This is a genomic window from Hydrogenophaga pseudoflava (assembly GCF_031020795.1).
In the GTDB taxonomy this organism is placed as follows: Bacteria; Pseudomonadota; Gammaproteobacteria; order Burkholderiales; family Burkholderiaceae_C; genus Hydrogenophaga; species Hydrogenophaga pseudoflava_A.
Genome location: NZ_JAVHJP010000004.1, coordinates 301,111 through 317,813 on the forward strand (window position 1 = coordinate 301,111; position 16,703 = coordinate 317,813).

Consider the following 16,703-nt stretch of genomic DNA (forward strand, 5'->3'; position numbering starts at 1 on the left):
CATGAACAACGTCAATGCCGACCCGGCCGAACTGGCCAAATTCTCCGATCTGGCGCATCGCTGGTGGGACCCTGAGAGCGAGTTCAAGCCCCTGCACCAGATCAACCCCCTGCGTCTGGGCTGGATCGATGGACTGGTTCCGCTGGCAGGTCAGCGGGTGCTGGACATCGGATGTGGTGGTGGCATCCTGTCCGACTCCATGGCGCGCAAAGGTGCCGACGTGACGGGCATCGATCTGTCGAGCAAGGCGCTGAAGGTGGCCCAGTTGCACGCGCTGGAAGCGGGCACCCGGAATGTCTCGTACCGCGAGGTCAGCGCCGAAGCGCTGGCAGGGGAGCAACCGGCCAGTTTTGACGTCGTAACCTGCATGGAAATGCTCGAGCACGTACCGGACCCCGCATCGGTGGTTCGTGCATGCTCCGCCCTCGTGAAGCCTGGCGGATGGGTGTTTTTCTCGACCATCAACCGCAATGCCAAGTCGTTCCTGTTCGCGATCGTCGGCGCCGAGTATCTGCTGCGCATGCTGCCCAAAGGCACCCACGAGTACGCCAAGATGATCCGCCCCAGCGAGTTGGCGGCGCACTGCCGCGCTGCCGGCCTGTCGCTGGAGCAAACCCGGGGCATGGAATACAACCCCTTGACCCAGCGCTACTGGCTCAGCAGCGACACCAGCGTGAATTACCTGGTGGCCAGCCGCAAGCCATGACGGCTTTCGCAGGTGTCCGGGCGGTGCTGTTCGACCTGGATGGCACCCTGGTCGACAGTGCACCTGACCTTGCAGGGGCAGCCAATGCCATGCGCCTTGGCCGCCAGCTCGCGCCTCTCCCCCTGGAGCACTACCGGGCGCACTCGGGCTCCGGAGCGCGCGGCATGCTGGGGGTCGCATTTGGCGTCGCGCCGGGGGATGAGTGCTATGAAGTCCTCCGGCAGGAGTTTTTCAGCCACTACCAGGATCGGTTGCTGCAGCATACCCGTCCTTTCGACGGTGTTGAGAGGTTGCTGGAGGTGCTGGTGGCCAGCGGGGTTTTCTGGGGAGTGGTGACCAACAAGGGGCAGCGCTTCACCCTGCCGCTGACCATGGCCCTGCCGCTGTTTGCAGGGGCTGCCACGGTCATCAGCGGAGACACCACGCCCCACAGCAAGCCCCATCCTGCTCCGCTGCTCGAAGCCGCCCGCCGCATCGGGATTTCCCCGGCGGAGTGTCTCTATGTGGGCGATGACCTTCGCGACATCCAGGCGGGGCGCGCCGCCGGCATGCGCACCGTCGCAGCTATGTACGGTTACCTCGGTCCTGGGGCCGACGTTTCGAGCTGGGGCGCCGACAAACTCATTGAAACGCCTGTCGGGCTCTTGAAATGGCTGGGTCTGCCTTAAACTACGTGATCCTTGGGGCTGCACTGGTTTCGACGTGGGTTCGGACACGCAGCAGGGCATGTCGAGGTTCTGTCACCTCGTAAAACAGCAGAAAAAAACTAACTGCAAACGACGAACGTTTCGCACTCGCCGCTTAATTGCCGGTGAGCTTTGCAACAGCAGGCCTATGGGCTGGGCAAGGGTCCGATCAGCGCAAGCTGTGAAGGTCCAGGCTGCAAAGTTATTGACATAGGCTGGTCGCGCGACGGGCAACTTGTCTCGCGGTGAGATCCAAGGTTGCTGGCGTCCTGGGCAGCGTGCCGCTGCGCGGTCCAGGAGGCGAGATCCAAAACAGACGGCTACACATGTAGAACTGCTCGAAGAAGGCTTGCGGACGGGGGTTCAAATCCCCCCAGCTCCACCATAAAGTCGATCAAGGGCATGCATCCGCATACGGTGCATGCCCTTTTTCATTGGAGAATCAAGGCGTTTCGGTACAGGGCCATCCATACGCATCCACCCCGAGCCAGCCGGTCTAGGGGGTACAAATGGGGGTACATCCCCCCTTTCGTCCGCAAATGGTGGTGCTTGTACCCCCACTTTCTGAGGGACGCCCCCCATGCTGACCGATCTGCAGTGCAAGAACGCTACCTGTCCCCCCGACAAGAAGCACGCCCGTTTCTATGACTCCGGGGGGATGTATCTCCAGGTGAGCCCGGCCGGTTCCAAGCGCTGGTTTTGGAAGTACCGCATCGGCGACAAGGAAAAGCAGCTGGCACTTGGCAGCTATCCGGCCGTGGGGTTGATGGCTGCTCGCAAGGCCAGGGACGCGGCCAAGGTGCTCAAGGACTCCGGGCAAGACCCGGTTTCCGTCCGCCAGGCGGAGCGTAACCCGCCGCCACCGGTTCCCGATGGGGGCGACAGCTTCCGCCTGGTGGCCCTGGAGTGGTACCGCATCAAGTCCGGCCAGTGGAGCGACGTTCACGCCGAACGCATGCACCGCCAGTTCGAACGCGACCTGTTCCCCTGGATCGGTGACAGGGGAATCGCCAGCATCACCCGCGTCGAGCTGCTGGCCTGCCTTCGCAAGATCGAGGAGCGGGGCGCCATCGAGACCGCCGACCGGGCGTTGATGCTGTGCGGCCAGGTGTGGCGCTACGCGATGGCCACCGGCCGTACCGACAAGGATGTGACCATCGGCGTCAAGGATGCGCTGACGCCCTACCGTGGCAAGCACTTTGCCGCCATCACGGAGCCCGCCGACCTGGGCACGCTGTTGCGAGCTATCCAAGCCTATCGGGGCGGCCCCATCGTGCGTGCGGCCCTGCAGCTCGCCCCCATGCTGTTCCAGCGCCCGGGCGAGCTGCGCGGCGCTGCCTGGGGGGAAATGGACCTGGACGGGGCTCTGTGGACGATCCCCGCCATGCGGATGAAGCGGAACAAGGAGGGCAAGGAACACGGGGAGGCCCACTTGGTGCCTCTGCCCCGCCAGGCGGTGGAGATCCTGCGCGAGCTGCACCGCTACACCGGTCACCATGCGCTGGTGTTCCCCGGGGAGCGGGCCAGGGGGCGACCCATATCCGAAAACTCGGTGCGCACAGCCCTGATCTCCATGGGCTACACGCCCGACAAACAGACCTGGCACGGCTTCCGGGCGACGGCACGCACCATGCTGGCGGAGCGCCTTGAGTTCGACCCGCTGGTGATCGAGGCGCAGCTCGCCCACGGGGTGCGCGATGCCAACGGCCGGGCCTACAACCGCACCACCTACCTGGCCCAGCGCACAGCCATGATGCAGGCGTGGGCGGACTACCTGGACAAGCTCAAGGCCGGCGCCGACGTGGTGAAGATGGCCCGTCGCGCCCGTTGAACAGACCGTCCACAGTCCTTCGGCGGTGATTTTTCTGGGAAACCACCGGGGCACCGGGGCAAAACTTCAGAAAGTGAGGATTCGTGCGGGGTTGCGGCGGGGCAGAGCACCGGGGCAAGACCGGGGATAAACCGGGGCGGAATAGGGGCAAACATAGAAGGAAGAGGGAGGTCCTCACTCAGAGGGAGAGGGGTTTCAGCGTCTGTTCTGTGCCCTGGCAGATGCCCTTGCACACCTTTGGCGGTCTGCGCAACGCCGCGGAAAAAGGAATCTCCGGGCCACCCCCTCTTTGGGCGCTGTCTTCCGGATTTGCGCATAGCGTGGATACGCGTCCTGTCATTGCGGCACACTGTTGAGATTCAGCGGCCGTTCCGCAGGAGCGCAATGTCAACAGAATCCAAACAACAGAGTGGCGCCCTCGATCTTGCCGAGCTGCACAGCTCAGCGGCCGCTGCCTTCAGTTACGAAGGGGTGAAGGAAGCTCGGCAACGTGCAGCGACGTTGCTGGGCCTACTGATCGGAGGAGGAGGTGCCCTGGGCGGCTTTGGCCTTTCCCAATGGGATCAGAACAAGACAGTGGCCATCGCCGCCTTGGTCGCAGCCGTGTACTGGTTTTGCCTCGCTGCCAATCTCGCCTATTGCGCACTTCGAACCGCAACCGTTCGTTCTTGGCACACCGTCGGACTGGTGGACGATCTTCCGAGGTGGGAGCGGTACGCGTCGGAGTTGGCCGCAGAAGGAGAGAGCGCGAACGGCTTGGACGAGTTGAGAAAGAGTGCCGTCAGAAACATGGAGCGCGCCGCAGCAGAGTACCGAGGCGTCAGCACTGACGCGTTCAGGGCTATCGACTGGGTCTATCTCTTGATGGCTCTCACACCCGTTGTGTCCCTCGCTGCTGCTCTGCTGTCAGCTTAGGACGTGAGGCGCTTCGGTGCCGGCCTGGGCTGATCTCTGAACGGCTGTCTGTCTCTCCGTTCGACTGGAGACGGTTGATCATCTGGTCGGGTTGCCATCTATAGACTCCAGCTAGTCACGCGCCAAGCTTTGCGAGTTCCTCGGCTCGCCTCTGCCGATCAACTACCCGATCATGAGCGTTTGCGACAAAGTCGTGAATCTCACTGAGCCAAAACGGCGCCAGTGCGATGTAGGAGAGGCAGATCCCGACCAAAAATCCAGCCGCAGCTGCATAAACAGGCGACTGAACCGGCAGACCAAGCATCGCAAGCGCCCAAAGCACCAGGATGGCGACCAGGCTAACCGCGCACATGTAGTAGATCCGATGCTTGGCGTCAGTGATCTTCATGCGCAGATAGTCTCTCTCCTTCGTGTCGAGTCCATTGACCGAATGCAGATCAGTGACCTTTTGGAACAGATAGGCTTCGACACCCGCAAAGATCACCATGAGTCCGATCAGCCAAAGAATTGCTTCTTTGCCGATCAGTTCAGGCGTGGCGTACCACGCTGCCCAAGAAAGCAGCGGGGAAACCACAAGGAAAAAAAGCCGGAGGAACACTCGCACTTGAAAACTTCAGGGGTCTACGGTTCCGTTCTGAATCTGAGTGGTCAGCCAGTTGACCATGGACTCGTACAGCTTGCTCTCGTCGGGGAGATTGTGCTGCAGGACAGCCACTTCGACACTACCGCTTATCTTGAGTTCCTTGCCTTCAACCTTGTTGCCGTCTGACAGCTCAAGCGAAACCTGATCTCCCTCGATGTCACGCAAGGCGAGCCCCAAGGTGTCCATGAGCTTCACTGAGTCCTCTGGACGGGAGCGAATGCGTTTTGGATATCGAATCTGGACCCAAACTTCGAGGTTCCCCTCGTACACATCATGAAGCCCCAGCTTTGCGAAGTCCTCCTCGTTCTCGAAGATGGTCTTCAGCACATCAAGCATGGGGCCATGTGGTCGAAAACGAGTGACCTTTTTCTGGCTACTTTTCCGGCCCGATGGTTGGGGCGCTTCAGCTTTGGCGGTCGGTGCATCTTCCACCACCGTAGTCATTAGAGGTTGGCCAATTGAAATTGCTCGGACATGCGACTTTTTGATTTTCGCTTTCGTCGCCTTTTGTGCTTCATCCGAAAGCGCGAACGGAGTTGTGGCTGGAAGTAGCGAAGTCTTGCTCTTCAGGAGCCAATTCAGGTGCGTCTCCAGCGCCGTCGCTCGCATGGACATGCTCTGCACCACTGCAACGTGGTTGTTAAAAACGGCGAAGAAGAGAACTCCAGGAATGAACTGTTCTTGCGGCTTACCGGCCTTCGCTTTTGGAGGCGCCAGAGCGTTCAACGCTAGCTTTGACGCTCCGGGGTCATCGGCGATCACGGGCTGTGCGGCGCCTCGTTCGAAGGTCGTGAGGTACCCGCAAAGGCAATTGCTCGTGATTTGTGTTGAAGCAATGCAGCGAATTTCCGAACTTGCCGCATTCAACGGTTCATAGCGATCCCCAGGCTTCGGAAATTTTTTAAGAGCAGCTGTCATGAGCTGCTGCAGTGTTTGTCCCGGGTTGGGATTGGCGGTGAACCGCCGATAGAGGATTGCTCTGGTCGTAGTTTTTTTGTCGCTCGCCAATCCTGTAGCCATGACCTCTCCTTTGGGCTTTGTGGTACCAATCAATGGTGGTTTGTGACTTAGTGTAAACAAGCTTGCCGCAGCTTTGGCGCTTGACAGGACCTGTTCGCGCTGTGACACTTGGTACCAACCCGAAAGGGCCGGTGCTTGAAAACACCAAAGGTTAAGCGGTTGCAGCCCCCACCGATAAGCGGGGTTTTGTCACGCCCATACACCGGCGGCATGGCCTTGCGCCATCGCGCCACTGTGCCCTCACAAGGGCACCCGCTTATGGACGGGATGAGCCTACCCGCAAGGATGGCTGCACGGCTTAACCCGTGTTTTCAACATCCCGTCCACCCGTTCGCGCTTGAAAACGCGGCCGAGTGGTTTCCAAGTCTCGTTAAGGAGTCTGAAGCCATGCCCACGGTCACCGACCTGGCCAGCCGCCGCGCTGCGCCGCCCGCAACCATTCCCACCGAACCGCTGGAGCTGATCCAGCTCCACGCCCAGGCGCACAACGCGCTGTCCACGGCGCTGCACTGCCTGCAGCAGCCCGAGTGCTCACCCCAGCACATCAAGACCGCCACGGCCCGAGCCATGCGCGCCGCCACGCTGCTGAAGCGCGCCAGCGTTGCGGCCAACCAGGTGGAGGCTTGAACCATGAACACCCCCAGCATTGACGCATTGCGTAGCACGTTGGAATTGGTGGACAGCGTTTCTCAAGACGCCTTCCGCCGCATCAGGTCACTGTGCGCAGTGACCCTGCTTGCCATGGAGCAGCAGGGGAAGGCGCTTGACATGGAGCACCTGGCGCAAGTTCTGAAGCAGATCGAGCAGGCCTCCGACGAGGCCCATAACTACATCAACTCCGAGGCGGAGGGCGTCGGATGCAACTACAAGGACGAGCGGTGGTATCGGCGCATTGATGCTCGCAATGCCTGGCGTTCGGCTGCGAAGGCGGAGGGCTGAGCGATGGCCACGATCATGACAAACGCACCCCACAGCATTGCGGCGCCTGCGCTTGATCTCACACCGATGGAGGCTTTCCGGTGGCACCGTCCAAGCATCGCCGGAAATCCACCGACCGTGTTGGTCAACTCAGCCGCGACCTTCAGTCAGAAAACCGCTCTCGCGTGCGCCATGGTGGTTGATCTGCAGGCTGTCGCAACGCTGGCGGATGTGCTGGCGAACACAGACACGAGCCAAGCCTGTGACGCGCTGCCGCTGCTGTCTGAGCGGCTGCGGCAACTTGCTGTGGTGATGGACCACCTGGGCCAGCAGGCCGCGGCCATGGAAGGGGCTGCACCATGAACGCCCGCAAGCTAACAGCAGAACAGATCGGTTTCGCGCTGGGTGACTTGTCGCAGTCACTCAAGGCGCTTGAACGCATCACCATCATGTTGCAGGCCGGTCTGATTGAAGACGAGCGCGACGTCGATGCCCTTCATTGGGTCACACAGCACACACTGCAACGGGCCAGCCTTGTTGCTGAAAGTGTTGCCCTGGGCTGCGGGGCTTCCACTTCCTTGATGCCTTGTGGGGCAGATGTGTGGGAGAACTTCATGCCGCCTCTGTTCTTCCCGGATGCGACCGATGTGGAGCACCGGGAGGGGGCGATCGGGTAGGCTTTCGCGTAGTCGTTTTCTTTGCCGCCTCCATGTTCCAGATGAAGCACTCAGCGCCACCGCAAGACCGGCCGCAAGCCCCTTGGGATACCGCCATCAAGCGAGACATTCCAGGCGGTCGCCGTTCTGCATTGGTGCTGTTGGTGGACCTGTTCCGCTGGGTCGCTCAAACAGAGCGGCTCGGAGGTCAGGAAGCCTTGTCGGACATGCTGCTGCGCCTCGAAGCAAACCCGCAGGTACACCTGTATCTCGCGTGGGACTTCCAGCCGGTGGAGTTGATCGAAAAACAGGAGTTCGGTTTGCGCACCCCTGACGGTACCGACCATGCCGAGGCCCTGCTAGCAGGCGTGCCCATCCGTAGTGGTCTCCCTGAGGGTGTCTCGCCTGGACGGTCTGCAGCGTTGTTTCGCTTTCGTCGTGGGCTTCAAGACGTGTTCACCGTGAAGGATCTGGACTCGGAACTCGATTTTTTGAGTGGCAACGACAGAGACCTTCAGAAACACCATTGGGTTTTCATGGCGGTAACGGCCGATGACGCCTGTCTCTTGTTTGGCGCAGCTGGGGACCAGTTCCACTCAATCAGCACTTACAACGACCTGGTCGTCATGGTGAGCAAGTTGAAAGCCGCAGATGCCGGCGCGCGCATTCCATGGACAGCCGAGGCCCGCTCGGTGCTTCGGGATGAGATTGAGCGACGGGAAAAGCGGGTCGGCTTGAGCGCTGCACAAACGCAGATCGGGTTCGAACTCGGGGGCCTCACCCGCGCGGCCGTTGCCCTACAGGCAAAGAAGTAACGACTACACACAGCCTGCCGTCCAAGTCATTGACGGCAGCTTGCAGACGGTTTTCAAAAGCTGTCTGGCAACCAACTTTGTTTACAGCAGGGGCGCGGAACTGAGGCCCTGAAAGCTGTTTGCAAGTTGCCGCCTTTGACTTGCCGCACCTATGGTCCGGCTGCCAACGCACATAGCCAATCAGGGCAATGCGTAGCAGCTCAAGGAGAAACATCGTGCAGCTTGTCAACCAAACCCAGACTGTCGCGCCCCAGATGCGGGATGCGCTGTTGTCTCGCAAGGAAACCGCCCGGCGCACATCGCTGTCGGCGTCGTCCATCGCCGCCATGGCGAAAGCCGGGCTGTTCCCGCGGCCTGTGCCATTGACTCCCAGCGGGAGCCGTGTGGCCTGGCTTGAATCTCAGGTGAACGCGTGGATACAGGAGCGCGCAGAGCAGGCAGCGGAAGCTGTGCGCGCCAAGGGTCCGCGTTCGTGCGCGAGGGCCACCCAATGACCTGGAACGGACCTCACCCCCAGCCCAGCGAGGAAAAGATCGCCTCGATGGTTCTGGAGTTCGCGAAGAAGCGCTTCTTCATCCGCACCTTCGACCGTGACGATCCGCTGTGGCGGTGTGCTCTGGTGTTTCCGAAGCTGGGCAAGCACGTGTACGTCGAGCTGATGCCTTCGCTGGCCCTTCGCGTAAGGGACACCAGCACGGGCGAGATCCTGGCGCAGTCCATGCCGGGCGACTTCGACACCCTGGACGTTTCCGCGCCAGCGGTCGAGGCGATGTTTCAAACATGGCAGGCCGCTCGTGCACAGACGACATGCGGGCAGGAAGGCGGTGGCGAATGAACAGAGCGCAATCCAGATCACATGGAAAGGAGCGGCCAGTCCCGGCGCTGTGCCAAGGGCCGCGGTACTTCAACTCTGAGCTGCTGGACGAGCAAGAGGCTGGCCGCTTCTATCACCGCTGCATCAAGGCGCTGGGCTCGTCGGCGGTCAACGGCCAGGCGTCCGGAATCTTGCGAGTGGGGTGCTACCACGCGCAGATCTACGCGATCTACAGCGGCCCGGGTCGTCTGTTGCGCTTCTGGTTGCGCACGCTCAGTGACAACCGCCTGGTGATCGTGGGCAATCGCAACGGACTGCTGCCTTTGGACGTGGAGTCGATCCATGGATGAACAGCAGAAAGCGCGGGCCGACGGCTTGGTCGAGTACCACTTGAACCTGCTTGGTCAGGCCCTCAAGGCTCGCGAGCGGTACGCGCAGACCGGCGAACTGACACCACAGGCCGAAGTCCCTCACGTCGTTGCAGCGTGGCATGCAGCTGCTGCCGCGGTGAGCTACGCCAAACGGATCTCAGCCAAGACCAGCGAGCTGCCCAAGCGCTTCGAGTGGCTCGGCGCTGAATTCCTGTTGGTGTTCACGCCCCACAAGACGGTCGAGATCGCCACGAGCAACCCGCTCAACAGCATCAATCTTTGCTACGGCATCGAAGGCTGGATTGATCCGATGAAGGTCACTCGATAGGCCGGGTGAGAACGGACTCCACCACACACACAACCAATTTTCTGAACCATGAACACACCTCACACCCATTCGGCTGAACATGGGGACGCCGCAGCCCTGCAAACCCTTTTCCCTGGCGGCGTGGCCGCCTTGGATGCGAGCCACATTCGCGCACTGCTGACCGAGTACACGGACGCGCGCGCCCGCTACAGCGGCCCCATGGAAGCGACCGCCGCACGCATCGGTCTCGCGCCGAGCGCCGGGGGAGGTGCGCCCTATGAACTGCGCCCGGGGGGCGTGGCGGTGATCGAGCTGGGCGGCCTGATGCTGCAGCGGCCCGGCTTCCTGGCGCGCCTGTTTCTGGGGGCAGTTGACACGGTCGAGATTGCTGCCGCAGTTGACGCGGCTGGTCGGGACAATGCGGTGCGCTCTGTCCTGCTGCTGATCAACAGCCCGGGCGGTGCTGTGCACGGCACCGCTGAGCTGGCGGCCGCAGCGGCTGAAGTGGCGCAGACAAAGCCAGTGGTGGCATTGACCGAGGGCAGCGCGTGTAGCGCCGCCTATTGGGTGGCCAGCGCCTGCAGTCAGGTGTATGGCAGCTCCTCCAACGTCATGGCGGGGTCCATCGGCGTGGTCAGTGTTCACGTCTACACCCCCAGCGCCACGGGTTCTGTGGTCACCGAGATCAAGAGCGGCAAGTACAAGACGGTTGGCAGCAGCAGTAAGCCCTTGTCTGGCGACGACCTTGCACACATTCAGGAGCGCATCGACTACCTTGCGACTCAGTTCATCACGGCCGTGGCGAAGAACCGGAGGTTGTCGCCCGCTGCGGTGGCGGCACAGGAGGCGCGCATCTACATCGGCCAGCAGGCCGTTGATGTCGGGTTGCTGGACGGGTTCATGAGTATGGGCGAGCTGGAGCGCCAGCTTGCTGCAGATCCCGGCCGGTTCATGCGCCGCCGCGCAGGTGCGCCGGCCAGCGGCCTGGCCCCTGTGAAAGCCGCCAGCCCTGGAGCGGCCACCACCTGGCCGCCCAAGACGCAGCCGGTGGCGTCGGTGGCCTCCCCTGAGTCGATGCTTGAGCAGACCGGACAGGCCGAAGAAGACATGCGGGCTGAAGCGGCAGAGGTTGTGCGCCTGCACCGGCTGCGCACCGGCCGCATGCCCACTGTCATGAACTGGAAGGGCTGGGAGCGTGCAGGCGCTGCGCGCGCACAGAAAGACGGCTGCACGCTGGTCGAGGGCATCAAGCGTGAGGGGTATCTGCACCCCTATGTGAGTCTCCCCGACTCGCCCAAGCGCAGCGCGGCTGGCGTCAAGCCATCAATGCAGCTGTCCAAACAGCAGATCGCGGAGCGCGCTGCCGCGTGGGCTCAGTTCAAAGGCATCGGCGTTGTCGAGGCTTGCAAGTGGCTCGGGGTTCGCTTCTGACCCCCCACAAATTCCCGTTCACCAATCCAACGAAAGTACACCATGAATCTCAAGTCCCTTTTCGGCCTGAAGACCGCTTCCGATGTGTCCCCTGAACTGCAGGCCATGGCCGAGCGTGTATCCACTGCAGCCGGCTGCGAAGCGCTCGCGGAGGAGCTGGAACAGCAGTTGTCCCAAAACGCTGCGGGCGACATTCCCCGCAACAGCGTGTTGCGTCGTAAGCTGGCCGAGCTGGCGCGGCTGCGCAAGGCCCATGCGATCGCACAAGATCGGGTGCGCGTGGCAGCTGTCGTCAAGCGCGACCAGGACACCGCCAGCAAGGCCCTGAAGGCAGCAGAGGCCAAGTTGAAGGCAGCGGGCGAGGCCACAGCCAAGGCGGCGGCTGCGCTGGCTGACCGGACGGCCGAAGTTGATCGCATGAAGCAAGACCTCACCGAACTGCATGCGGCTGCAGACAAGGCCGTCGAGATCGCCCGCAAGGGCTTCGCTGATGCGGTGGCTGCGGATGATGTGAGCGCGGAGGGCGAGGCCGCTGCGTTCGCCGCGGTGAAGAAAGCGCAGGCGCACCGTGAGACCTGCGGCGAGCTTCAGACCGCACGCATCAAGAGCCGCGAGGCTGGTCTCTCTGACCTCCAGCGAGCGAGCGCCGACGCTTCTGGCGCCATCGCACAGGCGCAGGACGATTTGAGCTTGGCACGCCTTCAGCTGGCGCTGGTCGAGTACGACCAGGCGGCCCAATCGATGGTTGATGCCTACATCAAGCAGCTGTCTCTGAGCTCCTTCGGCAGCGACGGCAGGGCCTTCAAAGGGAGCGCGATTCACGAACTCGATCTGACGTTTGCGTCCGCCGAGCGGGCGGTGCTGGGCTCGCGGCTGATCGGCGAAAGCGGGCGGGTGCGTGGCTATGCCCTGGCGGACATGGCTACGGCGCTGAAACCGGTAGACCTTGCGCTGTTGACCACCGAGATCCCGGCGCCGAAGCAGCTCGAAAGGCCGCTGGATCTTCCGAACCCGTTCATGCACGTGGAGGGGTCGGTTGATCACGGGCAGGTCATGGGTGAACTGAAGCGAGCCACCGTCGGCATGAGCGAGGCGGAGTTCTATGGCCTGTGCGATCGGCTTCGGGCGCAAGCCGGCGTAGCGATCCCGGGGCGTTCCTGGTAGCCGCTGGCTCTGTGAGCATATGGCCGGCAACACGCCGGCCATCGCGTCCCCGGCGCGCTCGCGGGCGCCGACCAAACAACACCAGTTGAAGGGCTCTCATGGCCACCAGCACCCAAACAAACAGATGCGCTATAGCAGTGGCAGCACTGCACGATGAACAGGCGAAGCGTCCAGGAGGATATGTTCAGAGGGCTCGGTCCTCTGTGCGGGGGTGATCTTGTCAGGGCATGACGTCACCCCCGAATTGATCCGCGCCGCACTGGCGCACATCCCGGCAAGCCTCCCGCGCGACGAATGGGCGCGGGTTGCGATGGCCATCAAGAGCGAGTTTCCGGACGGTACCGGGTTCGAGCTGTTCGACACCTGGAGCGCCAGCGATGCGGACCGGTATGACCCCAAGGCTGCGCAATCGACCTGGAGGAGCGTGAAGCCGGGCGGTGGTGTGTCGGTGGCCACGCTGCTGCACCTCGCCAAGGAACACGGTTTCACCCAGCCGAAGGACGGGCATGCACCTGCAGCGCTCACGGCTGCAGAGCAGGCCGAACGCGAGCAGCAGCGCGCGCAGCGACTTCAAGAGGAAGACGCTGAACGCGAGGCTGCACAGGCAATGGCAGCAGATCAAGCGTCCGCACAGTGGCAACGGGCCAGCGTGAGCGGCACCTGTCCTTACCTCGTGCGAAAGGGTGTGAGGCCCTACGGCGTTCGTTTCGCGGCCGGTGGCTGGTTGCTGGTGCCCCTGCGCGATGGCGCCGGCAAGCTGTGGAACCTGCAGCGGATCGCGCCAGCGAAGCCCGCCAGCGGGTCGGACAAGCTGTTTCTGAAGGGTGGCCGCAAGTCTGGGCTGTGGCACCTGGTGGGCGAGCTGGCCAGCACCGAGGCGGACGGCCCGGCCGTGCTGTTGATCGCTGAAGGCTACGCGACAGCCGCCACTTTGCACGAAGCCACCGGCTACCCGGTGGCGGTGGCGTTCGATGCCGGCAACCTGCAGCACGCAGCGCGCGCGCTGCGGCAGCTACACCCTGCCGCGCTGCTGGTGGTGTGCGGTGACGACGACCAGGACACGGAACAGCAGACCGGTGCGAACCCGGGCCGGGTCAAGGCCACGGCCGCAGCAAAGGCAGTGCGCGGCCTGGCCGTTTTCCCCGAGGGCTTGCCGCCTGGTGGCAGTGACTTCAACGACCTGGCCGCCCATGTGACGATCGAGCGCGGTGCCGGCGATGGCCTGGAGGCAGTGCGCGCCATCGTGGCCGCTGCGATCAAGGCGCACACAGCTGCGCAGGCGGCCGCAGAGAGCGCGAAGCCGCCCAAGGGCAAGGGACAAGCCGGGCAGCGCCGGAAAAACGGCGCCAGCGGGCCGCCAGAAGGCCCGACCGGCAATCCCGAGAGCGGTGATGACAAACCGGCGCCCGACTGGGACCGGTTCACGGTCTCCGATGCCGGCGTGTTTCACCAAGGCGTGGACCGCGATGGGGAACCGACGAAACCCGAATGGGTGTGCAGCCGCCTGGACGTGGTGGCCCTGACCAACGACCAGGACGGCAACGGCTGGGGCTACCTTCTGAACTTCGCCGACCCGCTGGGGCGCCGCAAGCAATGGGCGATGCCCTCGCGCATGTTGGCCGGCGACGGGTCGGAGTATCGCGGCGCCTTGATGGGCATGGGCCTTCGCATCGCCACCAGCCCGCGCGCCCGCAACCTGCTGACGCAGTACATCCAGACCCGCCAGCCGGGGGCGTTCGCGACGTGTACCGATCGCATCGGGTGGCACGGCGGGGCCTTTGTGCTGCCCCATGAGACCGTCGGCGACGAAGCGGATAGGGTGGTTTTCCAGAGCGAGAGCGCGCAGGAAAACACCTTCCGGGTCAAGGGTACGCGCGAGCAGTGGCGCGACCGCGTGAGCCTCGCCTGTGCTGGCAACACCCGGCTGGTGTTCGCAGTCTCTGCGGCCTTTGCTGGTCCCTTGCTCAAGCCGGCCGGCATGGAGGGCGGGGGGTTCCACATGCGAGGCGACGGCAGCACCGGAAAGTCCACGACGCAGGTGGTGGCCGCCAGCGTGTACGGCAACCCCGAGCGGTTCAAACAGTCATGGAAGGCGACCGACAACGCCTTGGAGGGCGTGGCCGCGCAGCACAACGACTGCCTGTTGATCTTGGACGAGATCGGGGAAGTAGACCCCAAGGTTGTCGGGGAGTGCGCCTACATGCTGGGCAACGGCCAAGGCAAGGCGCGCGCCGCACGCACCGGGGTGCCACGGCCGCGCCTGTCCTGGCGCTTGCTGTTCCTGAGCAGCGGGGAAAAGTCTCTGGCCGATCACATGCAGGAAGTGGGCAAGCGCACGCGGGCCGGGCAGGAAACCCGCATGGCGGACATTCCGGCCGATGCCGGCAAGGGCATGGGGGCGTTCGAGAACGTGCACGGACACGAAGGCGGCGCCGCTTTCTCCCGGCACCTGGTGGCACAGGCCAGCGCCTGCCATGGCGCGGCGGGCCGCGCCTGGCTGCTGTGGCTGACCGAGAACGCCGAAGGCCTGCGGGAACGCATCCGCACGCTGGCGCAGCGCATCGAGCTGCAGATCGTCCCCGAGCTGGGAAGCGGCCAGGTGCAGCGAGTGGGCGCCCGTTTCGCACTCGTGGGCGCTGCTGGTGAGCTGGCCACTGAGGCGGGCCTCACAGGCTGGCACAAGGGCGAGGCAGAGCAGGCGGCGCGCGAGTGCTTCAACGCCTGGCTGGTGGCGCGCGGTGGCATCGGCAACAGCGAGGAAACCATGATGGTGCGCCAAGTGCGCCACTTCCTGGAGGCCAATGGAGACGGTCGATTCATGACCTGGCACCGTGCCCACGACGATCATGCGCCGCGCGTCGGGCTTCGCGCAGGGGTGAGGCGGTTGATCGGTTCGAACGGGCTGCCGATAGGGGTTCGCAAGACACCAGAGTTTGCCCACGAGATCAGCGACCCCGAGGGCGAGAGCGTGGAGTTCTTCATCTTCCCCGAGGTGTTCAAGTCCGAGATCTGCAAGGGCTACGACCCCGAGGCGGTCGCGCGCGTGTTGCGCGACCGTGAGTGCCTGCAGGCCAAAGAGCCGGGGCGGTTCACCGTGAGCATGAGCCTGCCGGGCGGCATCGGTAAGGCGCGGGTCTATCACGTATCCGCACGCATCTTCGCGCTGGACACATGAGCGCAGCGAAGCGAAGCCACGCGGGCCGCCGATGGGGCGGGGGGAAAGCTTTCCTTTTTGCGCGCTGTTCCGCTGGTGTGCACTTCCAAGCGAATCAAGGGCGGGCCTTGGGTCGCTTCCTTCGGCTGTGCACTGGCGTGGTTGCCGTGGCTGTAGATGGGCCGTGGTTCGCTGCTGGTCCGGCCGTGCCTGGGCGGGTGTGCGCACAGCGCTGCCACCGACCGGCGTGGGGTGGGGGTACCCCCCTATAGGTACTCCTGGAGGGAAAAGCCACCGGGGTAATTCGGCCCCCGCACGCACGCTAGTGGCAGGCCCGGCCAATTTGTCAATTTGTCAACGATTCGGGGTCTTGTCGATACATGAAAGCTATGAAGAAACCCACTCAGGCCGCCCTTGCGGCGGCCCTCGGAATCAATCCTTCCCTGGTGACACGGGACAAGCGTCGCGGGATGCCGGTTCACAGCATCGAAGCGGCGCAGCAGTGGCGAGACGAGAACCTGCGGGTCCGGTACACCCCGGAAAAGGACCGCGAGGCCGTTACGCGGGCCATCAAAGGCGAAAGCGCAGCCCAGCGCGTGACGTCTTTGCACCAGGCTGCTGGCGCGCTGCTGGAAAGCGGTGGAGACGTGTATCCGATGCTCCCTATGATCAGCCAGGCCATGGCAGATGTGCCACCGTCTCAAAGAATGCGGGTAGGCGTGGTGTTCGAGGTCATGGACCTCCTGACCGCAGACGTGCGCCGCGTCCAAGACCAGGGCGGCGACGTGCTGGAACTGACGGAAGGCCCCTTCTACCCTTGCGACAAAGAGGGTGGAGACAGTTCCTTCATGGGCGCATTTTGGTATTCGGTCGCGGCTGGTGAAGTGCGCATGAAGGCGGTCAAATAGAAAAGAGAAGAGCCCACCAACTTGGTGGTCGGTGGGCTCTTCGGTCTTAGCGTTTGACGCCGGACCGTAGAACGATCTTCCAAGGCTTTCCATCCGGGCGGCGGATCTTGCGACCGCCGCGCGTGATGGTCATCCGAAAGATCACGGATTCAAAGTCTTTGAACTCTGTTTCCATGGTGCTCTCCTATAACAGTTGAGCGCCCCGATCATGCTGCCTCTTCCGAATCCTCAAACACGTATGTATGATGGATTTGCGTACGTCGGATCTGGTGTGGGGAGCCTTTTCCCACCAGCACTCGGCAGCAGCGGGGAAGCCAGGTCAGAGCGGCTTCCCCGTTTTTTTCGCCGAGCGGCATGCGTCAGT

General features: G+C 63.1%; 20 protein-coding genes and 1 other RNA gene. 18 read left to right on the forward strand and 3 right to left on the reverse strand.

Annotated elements, in window-relative coordinates:
• The first annotated feature begins 1 nt into the window (after window position 1).
• From ubiG to RCO38_RS14980, 5 genes are all read left to right on the forward strand, one after another.
• A complete protein-coding gene (gene ubiG, locus RCO38_RS14960; RefSeq protein ID WP_308329138.1) occupies window positions 2-706 on the forward strand; it encodes a bifunctional 2-polyprenyl-6-hydroxyphenol methylase/3-demethylubiquinol 3-O-methyltransferase UbiG in 705 nt (234 codons plus the stop codon).
• Window positions 703-1,374, forward strand: coding sequence for an HAD-IA family hydrolase (locus RCO38_RS14965; protein WP_308329139.1), 672 nt, complete (start codon window positions 703-705; stop codon window positions 1,372-1,374). The genes ubiG and RCO38_RS14965 overlap by 4 nt, the downstream gene beginning before the upstream one ends.
• A gap of 14 nt (window positions 1,375-1,388) precedes the next feature.
• Window positions 1,389-1,777, forward strand: a transfer-messenger RNA (tmRNA) gene (ssrA, locus tag RCO38_RS14970).
• Window positions 1,778-1,972: 195 nt separating this feature from the next.
• Window positions 1,973-3,223, forward strand: a complete 1,251-nt coding sequence (locus tag RCO38_RS14975) for a tyrosine-type recombinase/integrase (protein ID WP_308329140.1) — start codon at window positions 1,973-1,975, stop codon at window positions 3,221-3,223.
• A gap of 384 nt (window positions 3,224-3,607) precedes the next feature.
• Window positions 3,608-4,138: a hypothetical protein gene (locus RCO38_RS14980; protein ID WP_308329141.1), complete on the forward strand. Its 531-nt coding sequence runs from the start codon at window positions 3,608-3,610 to the stop codon at window positions 4,136-4,138.
• 115 nt (window positions 4,139-4,253) lie between these two features.
• Here the strand turns inward: RCO38_RS14980 and RCO38_RS14985 are convergent, their stop codons facing one another.
• Window positions 4,254-4,736 (reverse strand): hypothetical protein, encoded by a 483-nt coding sequence (locus tag RCO38_RS14985; RefSeq protein ID WP_308329142.1) that lies wholly within the window; start codon window positions 4,734-4,736, stop codon window positions 4,254-4,256.
• A 15-nt stretch (window positions 4,737-4,751) separates the two neighbouring features.
• A complete protein-coding gene (locus tag RCO38_RS14990; RefSeq protein ID WP_308329143.1) occupies window positions 4,752-5,801 on the reverse strand; it encodes a hypothetical protein in 1,050 nt (349 codons plus the stop codon).
• 387 nt (window positions 5,802-6,188) lie between these two features.
• Here RCO38_RS14990 and RCO38_RS14995 point away from each other — a divergent pair, with 387 nt between their 5' ends.
• The 13 genes from RCO38_RS14995 (at window position 6,189) to RCO38_RS15055 (ending at window position 16,339) form a co-directional block, all read left to right on the forward strand.
• A complete protein-coding gene (locus RCO38_RS14995) occupies window positions 6,189-6,428 on the forward strand; it encodes a hypothetical protein (RefSeq protein WP_308329144.1) in 240 nt (79 codons plus the stop codon).
• 3 nt (window positions 6,429-6,431) lie between these two features.
• Window positions 6,432-6,740: a hypothetical protein gene (locus RCO38_RS15000; protein ID WP_308329145.1), complete on the forward strand. Its 309-nt coding sequence runs from the start codon at window positions 6,432-6,434 to the stop codon at window positions 6,738-6,740.
• Between the two features lie 3 nt (window positions 6,741-6,743).
• Window positions 6,744-7,082, forward strand: coding sequence for a hypothetical protein (locus RCO38_RS15005; protein ID WP_079365230.1), 339 nt, complete (start codon window positions 6,744-6,746; stop codon window positions 7,080-7,082).
• Window positions 7,079-7,396: a hypothetical protein gene (locus RCO38_RS15010; protein ID WP_308329146.1), complete on the forward strand. Its 318-nt coding sequence runs from the start codon at window positions 7,079-7,081 to the stop codon at window positions 7,394-7,396. The genes RCO38_RS15005 and RCO38_RS15010 overlap by 4 nt, the downstream gene beginning before the upstream one ends.
• Window positions 7,397-7,428: 32 nt before the next feature.
• Window positions 7,429-8,190, forward strand: coding sequence for a hypothetical protein (locus tag RCO38_RS15015; protein ID WP_308329147.1), 762 nt, complete (start codon window positions 7,429-7,431; stop codon window positions 8,188-8,190).
• 215 nt (window positions 8,191-8,405) lie between these two features.
• Window positions 8,406-8,684, forward strand: coding sequence for a helix-turn-helix transcriptional regulator (locus tag RCO38_RS15020; protein ID WP_308329148.1), 279 nt, complete (start codon window positions 8,406-8,408; stop codon window positions 8,682-8,684).
• Window positions 8,681-9,025, forward strand: a complete 345-nt coding sequence (locus tag RCO38_RS15025; RefSeq protein WP_308329149.1) for a hypothetical protein — start codon at window positions 8,681-8,683, stop codon at window positions 9,023-9,025. The genes RCO38_RS15020 and RCO38_RS15025 overlap by 4 nt, the downstream gene beginning before the upstream one ends.
• A complete protein-coding gene (locus RCO38_RS15030; RefSeq protein WP_308329150.1) occupies window positions 9,022-9,354 on the forward strand; it encodes a hypothetical protein in 333 nt (110 codons plus the stop codon). The genes RCO38_RS15025 and RCO38_RS15030 overlap by 4 nt, the downstream gene beginning before the upstream one ends.
• Window positions 9,347-9,703 (forward strand): hypothetical protein, encoded by a 357-nt coding sequence (locus RCO38_RS15035; RefSeq protein WP_308329151.1) that lies wholly within the window; start codon window positions 9,347-9,349, stop codon window positions 9,701-9,703. The genes RCO38_RS15030 and RCO38_RS15035 overlap by 8 nt, the downstream gene beginning before the upstream one ends.
• A 198-nt stretch (window positions 9,704-9,901) precedes the next feature.
• A complete protein-coding gene (locus tag RCO38_RS15040; RefSeq protein ID WP_308329152.1) occupies window positions 9,902-11,113 on the forward strand; it encodes a S49 family peptidase in 1,212 nt (403 codons plus the stop codon).
• 42 nt (window positions 11,114-11,155) lie between these two features.
• Window positions 11,156-12,277, forward strand: coding sequence for a hypothetical protein (locus RCO38_RS15045; protein ID WP_308329153.1), 1,122 nt, complete (start codon window positions 11,156-11,158; stop codon window positions 12,275-12,277).
• Window positions 12,278-12,494: 217 nt separating this feature from the next.
• Window positions 12,495-15,452: a DUF927 domain-containing protein gene (locus RCO38_RS15050; protein ID WP_308329154.1), complete on the forward strand. Its 2,958-nt coding sequence runs from the start codon at window positions 12,495-12,497 to the stop codon at window positions 15,450-15,452.
• A 368-nt stretch (window positions 15,453-15,820) separates the two neighbouring features.
• Window positions 15,821-16,339 carry a hypothetical protein gene (locus RCO38_RS15055; RefSeq protein WP_308329155.1) on the forward strand — a complete coding sequence of 173 codons (519 nt, stop codon included), beginning with the start codon at window positions 15,821-15,823 and terminating at the stop codon, window positions 16,337-16,339.
• Window positions 16,340-16,385: 46 nt separating this feature from the next.
• Here the strand turns inward: RCO38_RS15055 and RCO38_RS15060 are convergent, their stop codons facing one another.
• Entirely contained in the window at window positions 16,386-16,514 is a 129-nt protein-coding gene (locus tag RCO38_RS15060; RefSeq protein WP_308329156.1) for a hypothetical protein, read from the reverse strand.
• Window positions 16,515-16,703 lie beyond the last annotated feature (189 nt).